Source organism: Mycobacterium lentiflavum, assembly GCF_022374895.2.
Lineage (GTDB): Bacteria > Actinomycetota > Actinomycetes > Mycobacteriales > Mycobacteriaceae > Mycobacterium > Mycobacterium lentiflavum.
Window position 1 is genome coordinate 161196 of the sequence record NZ_CP092424.2, and the last position, 13696, is coordinate 174891.

At 64.4% G+C, this 13696-nt stretch carries 14 protein-coding genes; 3 read left to right on the plus strand and 11 right to left on the minus strand.

All coding sequences use genetic code 11. The features are described 5' to 3' along the window. Positions 1-43: 43 nt before the first annotated feature. The gene (gene eccB, locus MJO58_RS28200) at positions 44-1534 is read right to left on the minus strand and encodes a type VII secretion protein EccB (RefSeq protein ID WP_061559488.1); all 1491 of its coding nucleotides are present in this window, start codon (positions 1532-1534) and stop codon (positions 44-46) included. Positions 1535-1728: 194 nt separating this feature from the next. Between eccB and MJO58_RS28205 the strand changes: the two genes are divergently transcribed. Then, positions 1729-1980 (plus strand): FitA-like ribbon-helix-helix domain-containing protein, encoded by a 252-nt coding sequence (locus MJO58_RS28205; protein WP_061559489.1) that lies wholly within the window; start codon positions 1729-1731, stop codon positions 1978-1980. Beyond that, positions 1977-2393, plus strand: coding sequence for a type II toxin-antitoxin system VapC family toxin (locus MJO58_RS28210; protein ID WP_061559490.1), 417 nt, complete (start codon positions 1977-1979; stop codon positions 2391-2393). The genes MJO58_RS28205 and MJO58_RS28210 overlap by 4 nt, the downstream gene beginning before the upstream one ends. 216 nt (positions 2394-2609) lie before the next feature. Here the strand turns inward: MJO58_RS28210 and MJO58_RS28215 are convergent, their stop codons facing one another. From MJO58_RS28215 to MJO58_RS28230, 4 genes are all read right to left on the minus strand, one after another. Further along, the gene (locus MJO58_RS28215) at positions 2610-3719 is read right to left on the minus strand and encodes a tetratricopeptide repeat protein (protein WP_139043412.1); all 1110 of its coding nucleotides are present in this window, start codon (positions 3717-3719) and stop codon (positions 2610-2612) included. Continuing rightward, entirely contained in the window at positions 3652-5079 is a 1428-nt protein-coding gene (locus MJO58_RS28220; protein WP_239723495.1) for a hypothetical protein, read from the minus strand. The genes MJO58_RS28215 and MJO58_RS28220 overlap by 68 nt, the downstream gene beginning before the upstream one ends. Before the next feature lie 287 nt (positions 5080-5366). Next, positions 5367-5606, minus strand: a complete 240-nt coding sequence (locus MJO58_RS28225; protein ID WP_061559494.1) for a type II toxin-antitoxin system ParD family antitoxin — start codon at positions 5604-5606, stop codon at positions 5367-5369. Positions 5607-5709: 103 nt separating this feature from the next. Next, on the minus strand, positions 5710-6861 hold the full coding sequence (locus tag MJO58_RS28230; protein WP_491562440.1) for an EspK C-terminal domain-containing protein: 1152 nt from the start codon (positions 6859-6861) through the stop codon (positions 5710-5712). On the opposite strand from MJO58_RS28230, the gene MJO58_RS28235 reads away from it, so the two are divergent. Next, positions 6761-7087, plus strand: coding sequence for a hypothetical protein (locus tag MJO58_RS28235; protein ID WP_175364738.1), 327 nt, complete (start codon positions 6761-6763; stop codon positions 7085-7087). The two genes, MJO58_RS28230 and MJO58_RS28235, sit on opposite strands and share 101 nt — an antisense overlap. A gap of 1057 nt (positions 7088-8144) precedes the next feature. Here MJO58_RS28235 and tnpB read toward each other — a convergent pair. The 6 genes from tnpB to MJO58_RS28265 form a co-directional block, all read right to left on the minus strand. After that, a complete protein-coding gene (gene tnpB / locus MJO58_RS28240) occupies positions 8145-9524 on the minus strand; it encodes an IS607 family element RNA-guided endonuclease TnpB (RefSeq protein ID WP_061559595.1) in 1380 nt (459 codons plus the stop codon). 236 nt (positions 9525-9760) lie between these two features. Next, entirely contained in the window at positions 9761-10048 is a 288-nt protein-coding gene (locus MJO58_RS28245) for a hypothetical protein (RefSeq protein ID WP_061559594.1), read from the minus strand. Positions 10049-10341: 293 nt separating this feature from the next. Next, complete coding sequence (locus tag MJO58_RS28250) at positions 10342-10680, minus strand: hypothetical protein (RefSeq protein ID WP_061559593.1); 339 nt, start codon at positions 10678-10680, stop codon at positions 10342-10344. Continuing rightward, positions 10680-11162 (minus strand): hypothetical protein, encoded by a 483-nt coding sequence (locus MJO58_RS28255; protein ID WP_061559592.1) that lies wholly within the window; start codon positions 11160-11162, stop codon positions 10680-10682. The genes MJO58_RS28250 and MJO58_RS28255 overlap by 1 nt, the downstream gene beginning before the upstream one ends. Before the next feature lie 265 nt (positions 11163-11427). Beyond that, positions 11428-11814 carry a YbaB/EbfC family nucleoid-associated protein gene (locus MJO58_RS28260; protein ID WP_061559591.1) on the minus strand — a complete coding sequence of 129 codons (387 nt, stop codon included), beginning with the start codon at positions 11812-11814 and terminating at the stop codon, positions 11428-11430. 109 nt (positions 11815-11923) lie between these two features. Next, positions 11924-13672, minus strand: a complete 1749-nt coding sequence (locus MJO58_RS28265; RefSeq protein WP_232530498.1) for a hypothetical protein — start codon at positions 13670-13672, stop codon at positions 11924-11926. Positions 13673-13696: the final 24 nt, after the last annotated feature.

The following is a 13696-nucleotide window of genomic DNA, read 5'->3' on the forward strand; positions in this document are numbered from 1 at the left end:
CGAGACGGACTGAAACGTATCGTCGACAAACCCTCGCCCCCTTTTATCCGCCGGCTCGCACATTGGTTTTCGTCGGCAACACGGCCACCGCATCAGACGGACTGTGCACCGTCAACGCGGCCGCCCGCGACAGCTCCGGGCCCGCAGGCCATACCTGCAGCATCGACCACGGCGCCGGACGAACCTGAGACAACACCAGACCCAACGCCTGCACGCTATTGCCGTCAAACGGCACACCGTATCGCGACCCGGTGAAGCTAATCAGCCACATCGTTTCGCGCGCAGGCGAATCCAACGCCTGACCAGTGGTGCTAACAAACGTTGATGCACTATCACCGACTAAGACTTGATTCGCTTGCACCCCGCCATTGCCGGCGCCCACCAACGGCACCAGCTTCGCCCGTTGATCCGCGCGGATCGGCAACCCCCGTCCGGAGATCACCGCCAGCCGCGCCTGGCGCTCGCTTACACTCCACTGCCACGCCACACACGACACCGGCCGACTGCCCGGATCAACCAGGCGCACCGGCGAACGCGGATAATAATCCACGTCAAGAGCATGACGCAGCGGAACATGCGACAGATGATCTGGTGATACCTGCGGCGGCGTGGCTAAACCAAACGAATCATGTTGGCGCAGTATCGAAGCCACCACCGGCGAGACTTCTTGAACGCCATCTGCCAGCACTACATAGAAGCGATCCGATTGTGCAGCCACGTCCCGGCTGGCCACGACCGCACCGATAACGACCCCTGCACCCAAATCCACCTGAGCGGGCCCGCCGGCGCCAGGCACAGCAGGAACGACCAGCGGACCTCCCGCCGGCAGCGCGTCATACAACGCCCGCGACATCCCCGTCAGCTGCGCCCCGGGCGTAATGCCCAGCGGCGCGGCGATCGCCGACTGAGACAGATCAATCGGCATCCGAACACCATTGGTCACCAGGTATACCTGTGGCCCATAAGACAACAACAACGCCTCACCGCCAGCCAGCTCCCCGGCCCCCTCCCCCAGCGACAGTTGCCCATCAATACCCGTCACCAGCGGCGAACCACCAACCGTAGTCGGCGCCGTGTCGCACACAGCCCAGCGAGACACCTGGGGCGACAACACCGTTGGCGTCTCCACCGGGGCGCCCTGGATCCCCACCGTCGGCCCTTTCGGCCACTTCGCGATCTCCCCTGGCGCCACAAACGTCGGCCGATCCGGCTCACCAGCAATCAGCTGCGCCGACACCAAATTCAACGCCGGATACAGCCGCTTGTCGACCACCACAAACAACGCACCCGACGAACGATCAGCAACGATCTTCGACGAGTCATCGATCACCCCCGCCGGGCGAAACCACCCGTACACGAACGCGCCCACCACGAGCACCACACCCAACACCGCTGACAGCATCAACAGCGTGCGATGCCAGCGAACCGGATTAATCTCCATGCTCACCGAACGGCGCAACAAGGCAAATGACAAGCGTCGCCGAACAAAGAAATGACCCGAAACCTGCGTCTTAGACGCCAACTTCAACGGCACACCGGCACCATAACGCCCGTCGCTACACCCCCGCTACCAGCGCGTCCACATTGAATGAAAACCCAGACCAACGACCCCACCTCGACAGCACCGGAAGCGGCCATGACGCATGTTCGGGCGGCGGGCGCGGCGTTCGTCGACCCCAGCGGTGAGCTCAACGAAGCAGCGGAATGCTATCATGATATCATCGGTTTATGGCGCAGATTATTATCCGTCAACTTGAGGACGACACCAAGGCCAAATTGCAGCGACTCGCCCGCCGCCACGGCCGCAGCACCGAGGAAGAAGCGCGCGAAATCTTAAGGAACGCAGTCCGAAACGTCGATGATCGGCCCCGGCGGCTGGGGTCTCGTATCGCGTCACGCTTCAAGGGGGTGGGCCTGACCGAGGACATACCCGAACTGCGGGGACAGCCCGTCCAGCCGGCACAGTTCAACGAATCATGATCCTGCTCGACACCAATGTGCTCTCCGCGTTGATGCGGGACACACCCGATCCGGCCGTCGTGGAATGGCTCGATAATCAGCCCACCGAATCAATCTGGACGACGTCGGTCACAGTATTCGAGATACGCACTGGCATTGAGCTTTTGACGCCAAGCCGCCGGCGCAAGCGGCTAGACGAGACCTTCTCTCAGCTCCTCGACGAAGACCTCGAGGGTCGTGTGCAATCCTTCGACCTGACGGCCGCGATTGCCGCGGGGACCATCGCCGCCACCCAACAACGAGTCGGGCGTGCGGTGGAGATTCGCGATGTGCAGATCGCCGGCATCGCGGCATCCCGGCACGCAACTGTGGCTACCCGCAATACCCGCCACTTTGACGAAACAGGCGTCGACCTGGTCAACCCCTGGGACTGACGCGTCGTGCACCAGACTTGGGTAGAAGAGGCGCGCACCTCGCCAGCGGCGACCACGCCCGGACCACCACCGGGCTTTCGTCACGTGACAGCCGGGGCCGCGATCTTGTACTGGCTACGGGCAGGCTTCTTCGAGCTTGAGGTTGCTGGACTGGCCCTACACGCCGCAACCGCAGCGTAGAAAGAAGCCGACCGCTTACAGCCGTCGGAGAATTCATCATGACCCGGAGTTGCCCGGTCCCTCCGTGCGGCCGATGAGGCCGTTGTCGAGAACGATGACGTCTGGGGCGACCGCGCGTATGTTGCGGGCCAGCGTGGCGATCGCCGGGTGACCATTTGGAAAATGCGTGTGGAAGATGTGCAGCGCACGCTCGTACAGCTTGAAGGCCTCGGCTGGCTCCCCCAGCGCGCGCCACGCGTTGCCCAGATTGGTGGTGATGATTGCGACCTGGGGGTGCCCGGGGCCGAACTTCGCCGCAGTGATGCGCAGCGCACTCTCGTACAGCTCGCGGGCCTTAGCCGGCTCTCTCAGCTCATTCCACGCGCCCCCCAGATTGTTGAGGGTTGCGGCGACGTCGGGATGGTCAGGGCCGAACTCGCGCTTGTAGATGGGGAGCGCACGCTCGTACAGCTTCAAGGCCTCGGCCGGCTCCCCCAACCCGCGCCACGCGTTGCCCAGATTGGTGAGGGTGCGTGCGACCTGGAGGTGCTCAGGGCCGAACTTCCGCTCATTGATGCCCAGCGCACGCTCGTAGAGCTCGCGCGCCTTGGCCGGCTCGCCCAGCTCACTCCACGCGTTGCCCAGATTCACGAGTATGAGCGCGACCTGTTGTTCGTCGTCGGGGCCGAACTCGCGCTCGCTGATGGGCAGCGCACGCTCGTAGAGCTCGCGCGCCTTGGCCGGCTGCCCGAGGTTAAACCACGCGCTCCCCAGATCGGTGAGGATGCGTGCGACTGCGGGATGGTCGGGGCCGAACTTCCGCTCGTTGATCGACAGCGCACGCTCGCAGAGCTCGCGGGCCTTGCCCGGCTGCCCCAGCTCACGCCACGCATTGCCCAAATTGGTGAGCATGCGAGCGACTTCGGGATGGTCGGGGCCGAACTTCCGCTCGTTGATCGACAGCGCACGCTCGAACAGCTCGCGGGCATTGGTGGGCTGCCCCAGCTCAATCCACGCGCTCCCCAGATTCATGAGTATGAGCGCGACCTGTTGTTCGTCGTCGGGGCCGAACTCCCGCTCGCCGATGGGCAGCGCACGCTCATAGAGCTCGCGCGCCTTGGCCGGCTGCCCGAGGATAAACCATGCGTTCCCCAGATTGGTGAGCATGCGTGCGACTTCGGGGTGGTCGGGACCGTAGGCGGCTTCGGTGAGCTCCAATAGCCGTTTTCGGGGGGGGAATTTCTGCGTTGGGGTCCCTATGCGCGTGGCTGAACGCCACTGCTTGCCTAAGTGATTCTGCGGCCGGGTCGTCGATGGCGGTGATCATCGCCCACGCCCGTGCAGCGGCGCTCACGTTGCCCTCAGTGTGGGCACGAAATCCGATGCGCCCAACGGCCTCTGAATCGTCGGCGATGCCGGCGGCCTCAAGAGCCGCTGTCCACACCGCCTCGGCCGGCCCGTTCCCCTCAGCACGGTGGATCTCCACGATCGCAGCGTGAGCAGCAACGACCTGTTTGCCTTGGCAATCGGTTTCCTTGGATATCAGCGAAGCTCCACCGACAACCCGGGTGGCCGCCCACTCCAGGGCACCGTGCAAATGTCTAGGTTCGATCTTCTGATGCCCGGTCGGTCGTTGTTGCGCCAGGCCAGCTAGCCGGTCCTCCGGCAACGGACGACGAATGTCCGTCGAGGCCCACTCGAGGGCGATTTCAACGACCGCCCGCGCGAGAGCACAGCGATCCCCGGCTGGCTCAAATTGGCAACTATGGTCGCCACCCTTTAGCCGTGTCATCAGCGTCGCAGTAGTCGTGAAAGCTGGCGCGATACCTTCGCTGAAGTCCACTGTGGGATAGGCCGCCTCGGCGCGCCCCAGTTCCTTGACCGACGGTAACCGCTCAAGCCCGACCGATTTACCGAATGCTTCGGCAACAGCACGATTTTCGGCTGCCCAGACTACATATTGATTCGAGGAGATCGTAGCCACGACCCGTAACCCCGGTGACCGATCGCCGTAGCGACGCAACGTTGCTGCTGTCAGCCCAGCATTCGTGAACGTGTCGACCCGATCGAGCCACAACAACAGCGGTGCCCCGGGCGGGACCCGGGACAGTACATCGAGATCGGCCAGGGCGGTCGAGAGGCCATGCGACGCAATTGGAACGAGGACCAGCGGCGAGGTCGGTACGGTCAATGCGAGTTCGTACGCGGTGCGTGTGACCCCGCTGGCCGGATCGCCGACGAGCAGCACAAAGCCACTGGATTGAAGACGCTGGCGGGCCGTCTGGTCTATATCGCGATCGACGTATGGAGGGAAGCGTTCTCCGTCCGCGATGTAGCGCTCCGCAAGCTGCGATTTGGCCACCCCGAGGTCTTGGAAGGGGTCGACGTCACGAATCTGCGGGAGAGGCCAGAGCAAGCAGTCCTGGATCGCGTGCAGCCATTTGGCCTCTGCCGCCTCAACCTCCCGCCGCTTCTGCTCTTCAGCTTCTTTTTTGGCGCGCCAGTCGGTCCGCAGCTTTTCCACCACAACAGCTACTCCGACCACCGCGATAACGATAATTACGAGCAGGCGCGACCATAACGGGGCCTGCAGTGCGGCCAAAACGGAACTAACTGCGGTGGCAACGGCACCACCGACACCCAGAACCGCAACCACGACCAAACCAGCCGGAAGGGCTCGCAACCCAACACGAAGGGCCCGCAGCCGGGCGACCCAACTCGAAACATCCATAGTTCTACTCGCTACGCGGCATGCACATCATGTGAGTCTGGCCGCGGGCATGGTCACGCACAAGGGGCCGGCAGAGAGTCGGCTCACCGAGCGTGCCGCTCCGCCCGCTTCCGTGCGTTGAAATCGAAGGGAGTCGCCTCGCCACTGTGTTCGCCGGCAATCAGCGCCTGGCGTAAGGCATCCAGACGCGTTTCGCGATCCTCGAGGAGTCGAAGTGCTGCGCGCACAACGTCACTGGACGAACCATATCGACCAGAGGCGACCTCCGCCTCGATGAAAGCGCTGAAATGGTTATCCAGGCTGAACGACGTGTTCTTACCCATACACCGCACCGTAACTGCGACGCAGCGATTCACGTCGCCCATAGGGACAACCCAACCCACTGGAATTTCGTCACGTGACAGATCGGGCGCGATCTCTACCGCACTACGGACAGGCGGCCTCGAGTTCGAGGTTGCGGAGCGCGAGTTGGATCTTGCCCACAATGTCGTCTTCCTGACACGTGATTCCCGCGTAGATCATGTCCGCCAGGTCCGCCGTCGACAGGGGCTGCTTCGACCAACCTCCCACCAGTTCCATCGCACGCCCGGTAGTCCACTGCGCGTAATACCGCTGACGGTCACCAGTTGCCGACCCTGGCAGTGGCCTATTCGCGCTCAGGTTCACGTAATAGACGGATGCGGCAATCTGGTACTGCTTCCACGCCTCTTCCGCGATGCCGTCACCGGTGCCCAGCGCATCCCACATCTGCCGCAACTCCGGTGTCATCTGGCCCGACATCTTCACCGTCTCGATCAACTGCACAGCCAGCGGCACCACGACCTTATTTTCAATCAACCGAGCTTCAATCTCGGCCGAAGTCATCTGCTGAAGCCGGGCATACAACTCCAGGTGCAACGCTTCGAGACGATGCATGTGCATGTCGTCAAGCGTGGGCCGGATGTAGACACCGTCCTCAAACTCCCGTTGGCAGACAGCGTATTCCACACCAGGCGCTCGACCGAAAGAACTGTCCGCAGTCACCGCCATGGCAACAAGATGCGTCCCGCCGCGACCTCGCAGCCGCGCATATTCGGCCAGTACCTCAGCGGGATCGGGCGAACCGAACCAACGTTCCCGAAACTGGTTGTCCACCAACTTATCTGACACCAACAAGCGTGCAGTACGCGGTAAGAACACTCCCCGCGGAATATAACCGAACCCTTCGTTGGACATCACCACACACTCGGTCGCCCCACCGGCCTCACGCCGAAACACACCCACAGCCCACTCGATGCAGGCGTAATTAACGATGTCACTGTCACGACGGAGCTTGCGCGCCAAAGCTTTTGCAGTTGCCAGCTCCGCTGACTCCGGGCGTCCACGCCCTCGGGCACCGGCCCCGGCACCGACAACACTTGCCGGAACCACCACCGCCCCACCCGATCCGGTTACTGAGCCAGCAGCCGGACCTGTAGACGGCGCCGAACCACCCGGTGTGCCTGTGTTGCTGGCAGGCGCGACCGGCGCCGCAGCACTCGCCCCCCCGGCAGCCACAGGGGCCGCCGGCGCACCCATCCCAGGCGGCGGAAGCATCATCGCCGCCGGTGCACCACCGGCCGTCCCGGCCGAGTTGGCGAGCGCCGCCCCCGCCGGGCTGGCCGACGCCGGAGTCACACCTGCCGCCGCCACCCCGGCCGAGGGAACACCCGCGCCCGACGTTAACCCCGCCGCCGGCGCCGCCGCGGCCTGCCCTGCAGCCGGTGTTCCAGTCCCCGTCGCAGGCGGCAGCGACCCCAACGCCGAACCTGTCGAAAGTCCTTGAGAGAAAGCCGGTCCCAACTGTTCCCCACCGCCAGCCGCCGGGGCAGCGCTAGCGGGCAGATTTCCCAACCCGGCCGCCTGGGCACCGGGCAGCTGTCCCATACCCCCGGGGAGCCCGCCTAAGCCTCCACCCGATCCAAGGCCCCCCATGCCGCCCCCGCCTGGCATCGAGCCAAGTCCTCCAGTCATAGACGTCAACCCCGGCGGAAAACCAACAGACTCAATGCCACCACCCCCACCACCAGGCATCTGCCCGGCGCCGGGATAAGGGCCCCCGACCACTGGGGCGGATCCCGGTCCTGTCATAGCCGGGTCTCCGTCCTCGCCTTTCGCGGCCCCATGGTGGTGCGGCGTGTGTCCGTTACCGGCGCCGACACCCTGCGGATTGTCAAGGCCGTTGGGGTTTCCGGGGTCTCCGTTCTGTGGTGGGTTGTCATCACCTAGTCCAGATCCCTCTTTGCCTGTTGGTACGGCTATTCCGCCGCCGCTGTGGGGCAAGACGGGGTCTTGAGGTGCCGGACCGCCCAGGTGCGAGGTTAGCGCCTTGATATCCCCGCCTGCAGTTCGCTGGAAAACCCCGGCCCTCGCGGTAGCGGCTCCTAGCAGGCTGGTGGTCAGGGAACGTGCGTGCGTGTGCCAGCGAGCCACGATCTCGTGTTGTTGTATCGGGTTTTTCGCCTGCGCCAGTTCAACGTTGGCTCTCACGACAACGTTCTGTTGGGCGGCTTGCGCGTCACGGTAAACACCCGCCACTCCATTGAAGTAATCCGCTGCAGCGCTGTAGATCCCCGCCATGCGCCCATAATCGGCAGCCAATTGGCGATTTACTTCGTGGCCCGCTTCCCAACCAGGCGATTGTGCAGCCTCTTCCCGCATCGCGTTAGCAACTTTGAGCCGCCGCTGCAGCTCACCGACTCTCTCCGCCAACGCCATGTAGTGGGCGGCGTGAATCTCTAACGGCTCCGCTGCCGGCGGCACCATATCCGGAGTGATGATGACGTTCCCAGCGATACTGGTTGCGGGCACGTCCGCCACAGCTCCCGTTGCAAGCAAGTGAGTCACGCGACTTGCACCCCGTCTCGGGGTTGTTCGGCAGCCTTGCGGCTGCGTCCCTTCCGTGCTTCACAGCCACCGGCCGGGCGAGGCCCGGTCTTACGGTCGGCTCCACGCTTGACGGCGGCCCCAACTGGGCCGACGACGCTAAGTGTTTCCTCGTAGCGTGCGAGGTTAATCGCGGCGTTGTCATCACGCTGGTGGATGACCGAACAGTCGTCGCATTGCCACTTTTCGTCCCACCCGATGTCCTGCACATGCCCGCAAGCGTGGCAGGTTTTCGACGACGGGAACCAGCGGTCAGCGACCACCAGCTGCGACCCGTACCAGACCGTCTTGTAGGACAAGTGCCGGCGCGGTGCGCCCAGCGCGGCATCCGACAGTCCGCGCCGTCTGGCGCGGGCACCCGGCAACCCTTTTTGCCGCAGCATCCCCGCCGCGTCCAAACCTTCAACAACGATCCGGCCGTGGGTTTGAGCCAAACGCGTTGTCAGACAGTGGAGGTGGTGGGTGCGGACATCGTTGACCCGGCGATGCAGCCGGGAAATCTCGATGGTGCGCTCACGGTAGCGCCGCGAGCCTTTCGTGCAGCGCGAGCGGGCACGGCTAACGCGCCGCAACTCTTTGAGCGCCACCTCGAGTGGCCGTGGATTAGGCACCTGGTCGAGCACTGCGCCGTCCTCGTCGGCGACCGTCGCCAGCCGGCGCACCCCGACATCGACACCAACCCGCGAACCAGGTGACCTGACGCTGGGTTGTTGCGGGCGTTGAATCAGCACGCGCACACTCGCATCCAGGCGGGTGCCGTTGCGGCGCACCGAGATCGCGAGCACCCGCGCCCGCCCGGCACGAATCAGGCGTTCAATCCGGCGGGTGTTCTCATGCGTGCGAACCATGCCGATCACCGGCAGCGTGACGTGCCTACGGTCTGGCTCGACCCGCATCGCACCGGTGGTGAAGCACATCCGATCAGCATCGCGGCCCTTGCGTTTGAAACGCGGGAACCCAACCCTTTTACCGGCCCGTTTACCCGACCTGGATTGTTGCCAGTTCCAGTACCCGTCCACCGCGGCCGCGATGCCGTCGGCGTAGGCCTCCTTCGAGCACTCCGGCCACCACACTGCGTCGGTCTCAGCGTTGACACACACGTCGTTCTTGACCGTGTTCCAGCGCTTCCGTAGCACCCGCAGCGACGGTTTCGCTGTCTCGATCCTGGTGGCGTGCCAGGCCTCGATATCGGCCTTCAGAGCCGCGACCGTCCAGTTGTAGGCCTTACGCCGCGCACCGAAATGCCGTGCCAACGCCACGGATTGCTCGGCGGTCGGGTCAAGGGTGAACCGGAACGCCTGCACCGACCACTCCTCGGGCACCTCGAACCGACCCATCACAACCAGTCCTCGCCATCCTCGCCGCACGCCGCGCACTCGCCGTCGTTACATGCGTCGCAAAGCCCACCGGAATCGATGGTGAAAAGGAACTCCGCACCGCAGCAAAAGCACGAAAACGACGTGTTCAGCACGCCCATCCTCATACCCATTACCGCCATGCCTCCGTTCCTACAGGACACCACCGACAACTAACGACCACTCAACCCGCAACAGCTGGCACCCCCTCCTCATTGCTACCGGCAAGCGGCGTTGACCTTGTCCTCTGCGGTATTTGCACGACCGATCGCCGCATTTCGCAAGCTGCCCTTGCGATGCGTGGTGGCGTCTTCCATATCCGAGCTGGCCGCAAGGTAATCGTCGATCCCTGAGCGGATCGCCGCCGGCGTACCGGCCGGGAGTTCGCGCCGCAGATACGCGCTTTCCACCAAGATCACCCGCGCCTCATTGGCCAAAGCCTCCTGAGTGACAGGATCATTCCAATCAGCTGGAGCATGGGCCACCGCGTTGGTGGCGTCGTCCATGGTCGTAGCCGCGTTCCCCCACAATTCGCATGCCCTTGTGCGTGCGGCCGTCACCTGATCGGCACTTGGTGCAGGTGGCGACCACGGCAGCACGACTGTGGTGCTGGGAGCCTTAGACGGGGTCATGAACGCCACTACCGCAAGCGCCGCGGCCGCGACCGACAGGGCCAACACCGCCGCCGAACCACCCAGAACGCCGCGACCCGGCCCTGCCGGCGGTGGTGGCGGAGGTGGAACCTGTGGCATACCGGGCGGTGCCGGTGTTCCCGCTTGGGGCGGGTGAAGAGTGGCGGTCATATGCTCACCACCGGATGCGGCGTCAAATCCTCTGCGTTCTGATTGTCGGTCTCCACGTCCGCGGTCAACGATCGATCGTTGCGCTGAGCAACCTTGCCACCACGCGGTCCCAGCGCTGCGCCGGCGCCGCCCACTTGCTGGTCCACCCCTGCGCTTGCTGCCACGCTCGGAGCCCACATCGATGCCACATGAGCGCCTCCGACTGCCGCGACCGCCGCGCCATGGGCTGCCTGCTCGACCACGGCCGCAGGGAACTCCACGGCTGCCGAACCAGTCAGCGTGTTCGCCGACTCCGCCGCGGCCGGCATGACCTGCAGAACGTCATCAGTTTGCATCACTCACACACCTTGTCGAGTTGATCTCCCGCATTTCTAACCGCGAGCACGAACGGCTGGGCGTCGTGGTCGGAAAGCTCGCGGGTATTGGCGTCGACCAACGCGATCACAGCGGTGATGTAATTGTTGATCGCATCTAGGACGTTCTTAGGGGTAGCGGGGGGAAGATGCTGTTGCATGTACTGCGTTTCCAGCATCGCAACCAGTTGGAAATTGCCTAGGGCAGGATGGTACTGAGGCGATTGCCGGTCCCGCGCTGCGTCGAAAAAATTCCGTTGAGCAGCGAGCATTGATTGGTCTGCGGTATCGCTTGCGCCGCAGGCTTCCTTTTTGGCCGCAGCGACTTGGTCTGGGCTGTAGCTCGGCGGTGGTGGGGGCGGCGCGGTGATCGTGGTGGTTGTCGCGGCTGGGGTTGATTGGCTCAACTTCACCGCACTCATCACTGTTGCGCTCAGCGCCAACAGCAGCGCCAGAGCCAGCATTACCGATACCGCGAGCCAGCCCGGGCGGCGCCTCGGGTACGCAGGAGGCGGTACAAGGGGTTGCGGGGGCGGCAGGTAGCTCGGTGGCGGCGGCATCACCGCGGCACCGGTCGGCATGCCGGCACTACTGGTTGAGATGGGCGGGCCGCCGGATACAGCTGGATAGCCCGGCTGCCCAACTGCCTGCGGATTCATGCAAATCAGAGTACTGGCGTGCGGCGACATCGGGCTACCATTGCGCGCGAATCTGAGACGAAACAGGTGTTCAAGTGGCGGTCCAGATTTCGCTCTGAGGATCGATGAACGCTTGCACAGCGGCGTCGAGCGCCTCCTGGTCTTGGCCGCCTCCCACGCTCGCTGTTTCCTCGGCCGCGGCGCTGACTGCCTCGTCGATGGTGGTGTTGATCAGCTCAGCCAACGCCCCGTGTGAGTAGCGGGTGGTGCAACCCTGTGCCAGTGACAGCGACGTGAGTTGTCCGTGCGAGTTAACCGACAACACGACGTCACCATCGCCGCCGATGGCTTCCAGATCGATGCCATCCATCTCCTCGAGCAGCTTGGAAAGCATCGTCGACACCCGTTCCATGCGCGCAATGACGTTGGCGGCTAGATTCTTGTCTGCCTCATAGCCGCCGTATTCATAGACGGTCAACGGACCCCCCCAACGTCGTCGGAAGCTATGTCATGCTGCAGCGCGGACAAGGCAGTCGACACACGATCGATCCGCGCGATGGCCGCGGCGATCAGAAACCCGTTGACGGTCACTGGGAGTCGCCGCCGGGGTCGGGGTCGACGGGTCGGCTGCGTGATCTGACGGTCACGGTGCGCTTGGGCCCGCCTTTGGGGTTCGCAGCGGCATCGACGGTGGCCGTGTGCCGAATTGGGTCGCCGCGTTCGCCTTTGACCGGTTCGGAATGAGGTTGCGCCGGCATCTCGATCGACTTATCTGGGTTTTTGACTTTGCGGTTCGTGGCACCGCTGCCGGCCCCCATGCCCCCCATCGGTGGCATGAACATCGGCGGGCCGCCCATACCGCTCTCGGCGGCGGCACCGGTGAAACTCGGGGAGCCGCTCGCGCCGGCCAAAGGTGGTGACGTTGAGGCGGCGACACCCGTTCCGGAGATTGCTGACGCCGCGGGTTTGAGATCAGCGCCGCTACTTGCCGCTGGGGTGGTAGCGCCGTCGTCACCGCTGCCTGCGCCGGCACCACTGCCCAGGGAGTCTGCTGGCTCAATTTTGGCGGCGTCTTCGACAGCGTTCTTGCCCGCCATTCCTTGTGCTAACCCTGCGACGCTCTGAGTGGCTTGCTGGGCCAGCCCCTGCAGCTCTTGGCCCAGTTTCTGCGGTATCTGAGTGGCCATGCCAACTCCGGCGCCCAGCACGCCGGTCAGCATCGACGGCAAGGATGACGCCATTGCCGGCATCGAGCCCTCTCCCGTCGGCGCTAGCGGGTTAGCGGCGGGATCAGCATCTCCTGGGTCGAGACCGTCGAGGTCGCTGGGGTCGGTGCTGGGGTCGACGTCGCCCGCGTGGCCAGTGCCCGCATGATCGCGGGTCGGTTTGGGATCGGCTCCCTGCGGGGTCGTCGATGTCGGGGTGTCCCCTTGTCCGGCACCAGGTTCCACGATGACTGGGGCTGGTGGTGGCCCGGGCGGAGCCTCAGGTATCTGCTCGCCAGTGTGGTAGCCAGCGGCCACTATCTGGGTGTGGCTGGTTAATTGGGTCAAATTGGTGTGCGCCTTGGCCACCGCGGCCGCTGATCCGGGACTGGGATAGGAACTGTTGAGTGCGATCGCGTTGTGCAGTTCGCGGTGTCGGTTAGCGAACTCTGTGGTCGTCGGCGTCGCCTGTTTGACCTGAGTGAATCTGTGCTTGTGGTTGTCGGCTAGCTTTGCGACGGCGTCGGCATGGCGGGCCATCTCCTGCGCCCAGTCGGCGTAACGAGTCAACGCCGCCGTAATGCGTGGTGCCGCTTCCCCTTTGAGATGTTCACCGACCGTTGCCGCCCCGCGGCGGGCCGCTTGCGCGGCAGCGCTGAATCCTTGTGAGAGGGCGGCGCAGTCTGCCACAAACGGATCCCCAGCCGCGGGCTGGCCCGCTTCCATGATCGCCGCCGTCGCTTCGGCTGGGCGTGGTGCCGGCGGGGCGATCGGCACATCCGCAGCGACCAGGTTAACGGTCACCGCGGGGGTGAAGGCCGGCTTGGGGGGCGCAGGGTTACCGTGCAAGCTCACCACGGATTGATTGGCCTGGTCCATCTCCCCATATGCCAGTGCGGACTGTGTGATCGCCGCGGCGCCGGCCGCAAGGACCGCCGACCCGTCAGTGGCGCGCGACGCCATCACCCCGGCGTGTTCACTGAGGCGCGCGGCCACGCTCGCTGATGTCTCGTCGGTGGCCAGCGGGGGATGCACCGGCAGTTGGGTGCCGAGCTCGGCGAGGGTCTGCGCGGCGGCGACTAGGCCCGCGACCGCACTGTGCAGTCCTGCGACATCGACCTGCAGCACCACGGCATCCCCTCCCCTACTGATTTT

What these genes read in the sequence shown, in the direction of transcription:
- MJO58_RS28205 (WP_061559489.1), top strand. Translation starts at nt 1,729, where the DNA reads ATGGCGCAGATTATTATCCGTCAACTTGAGGACGACACCAAGGCCAAA.
- MJO58_RS28210 (WP_061559490.1), top strand. Translation starts at nt 1,977, where the DNA reads ATGATCCTGCTCGACACCAATGTGCTCTCCGCGTTGATGCGGGACACA.
- MJO58_RS28215 (WP_139043412.1), bottom strand. Translation starts at nt 3,719, where the DNA reads ATGCTCACCAATCTGGGGAACGCATGGTTTATCCTCGGGCAGCCGGCC.
- MJO58_RS28225 (WP_061559494.1), bottom strand. Translation starts at nt 5,606, where the DNA reads ATGGGTAAGAACACGTCGTTCAGCCTGGATAACCATTTCAGCGCTTTC.
- MJO58_RS28230 (WP_491562440.1), bottom strand. Translation starts at nt 6,861, where the DNA reads ATGATGCTTCCGCCGCCTGGGATGGGTGCGCCGGCGGCCCCTGTGGCT.
- tnpB (WP_061559595.1), bottom strand. Translation starts at nt 9,524, where the DNA reads ATGGGTCGGTTCGAGGTGCCCGAGGAGTGGTCGGTGCAGGCGTTCCGG.
- MJO58_RS28245 (WP_061559594.1), bottom strand. Translation starts at nt 10,048, where the DNA reads ATGGACGACGCCACCAACGCGGTGGCCCATGCTCCAGCTGATTGGAAT.
- MJO58_RS28250 (WP_061559593.1), bottom strand. Translation starts at nt 10,680, where the DNA reads ATGCAAACTGATGACGTTCTGCAGGTCATGCCGGCCGCGGCGGAGTCG.
- MJO58_RS28255 (WP_061559592.1), bottom strand. Translation starts at nt 11,162, where the DNA reads ATGCTGGCTCTGGCGCTGCTGTTGGCGCTGAGCGCAACAGTGATGAGT.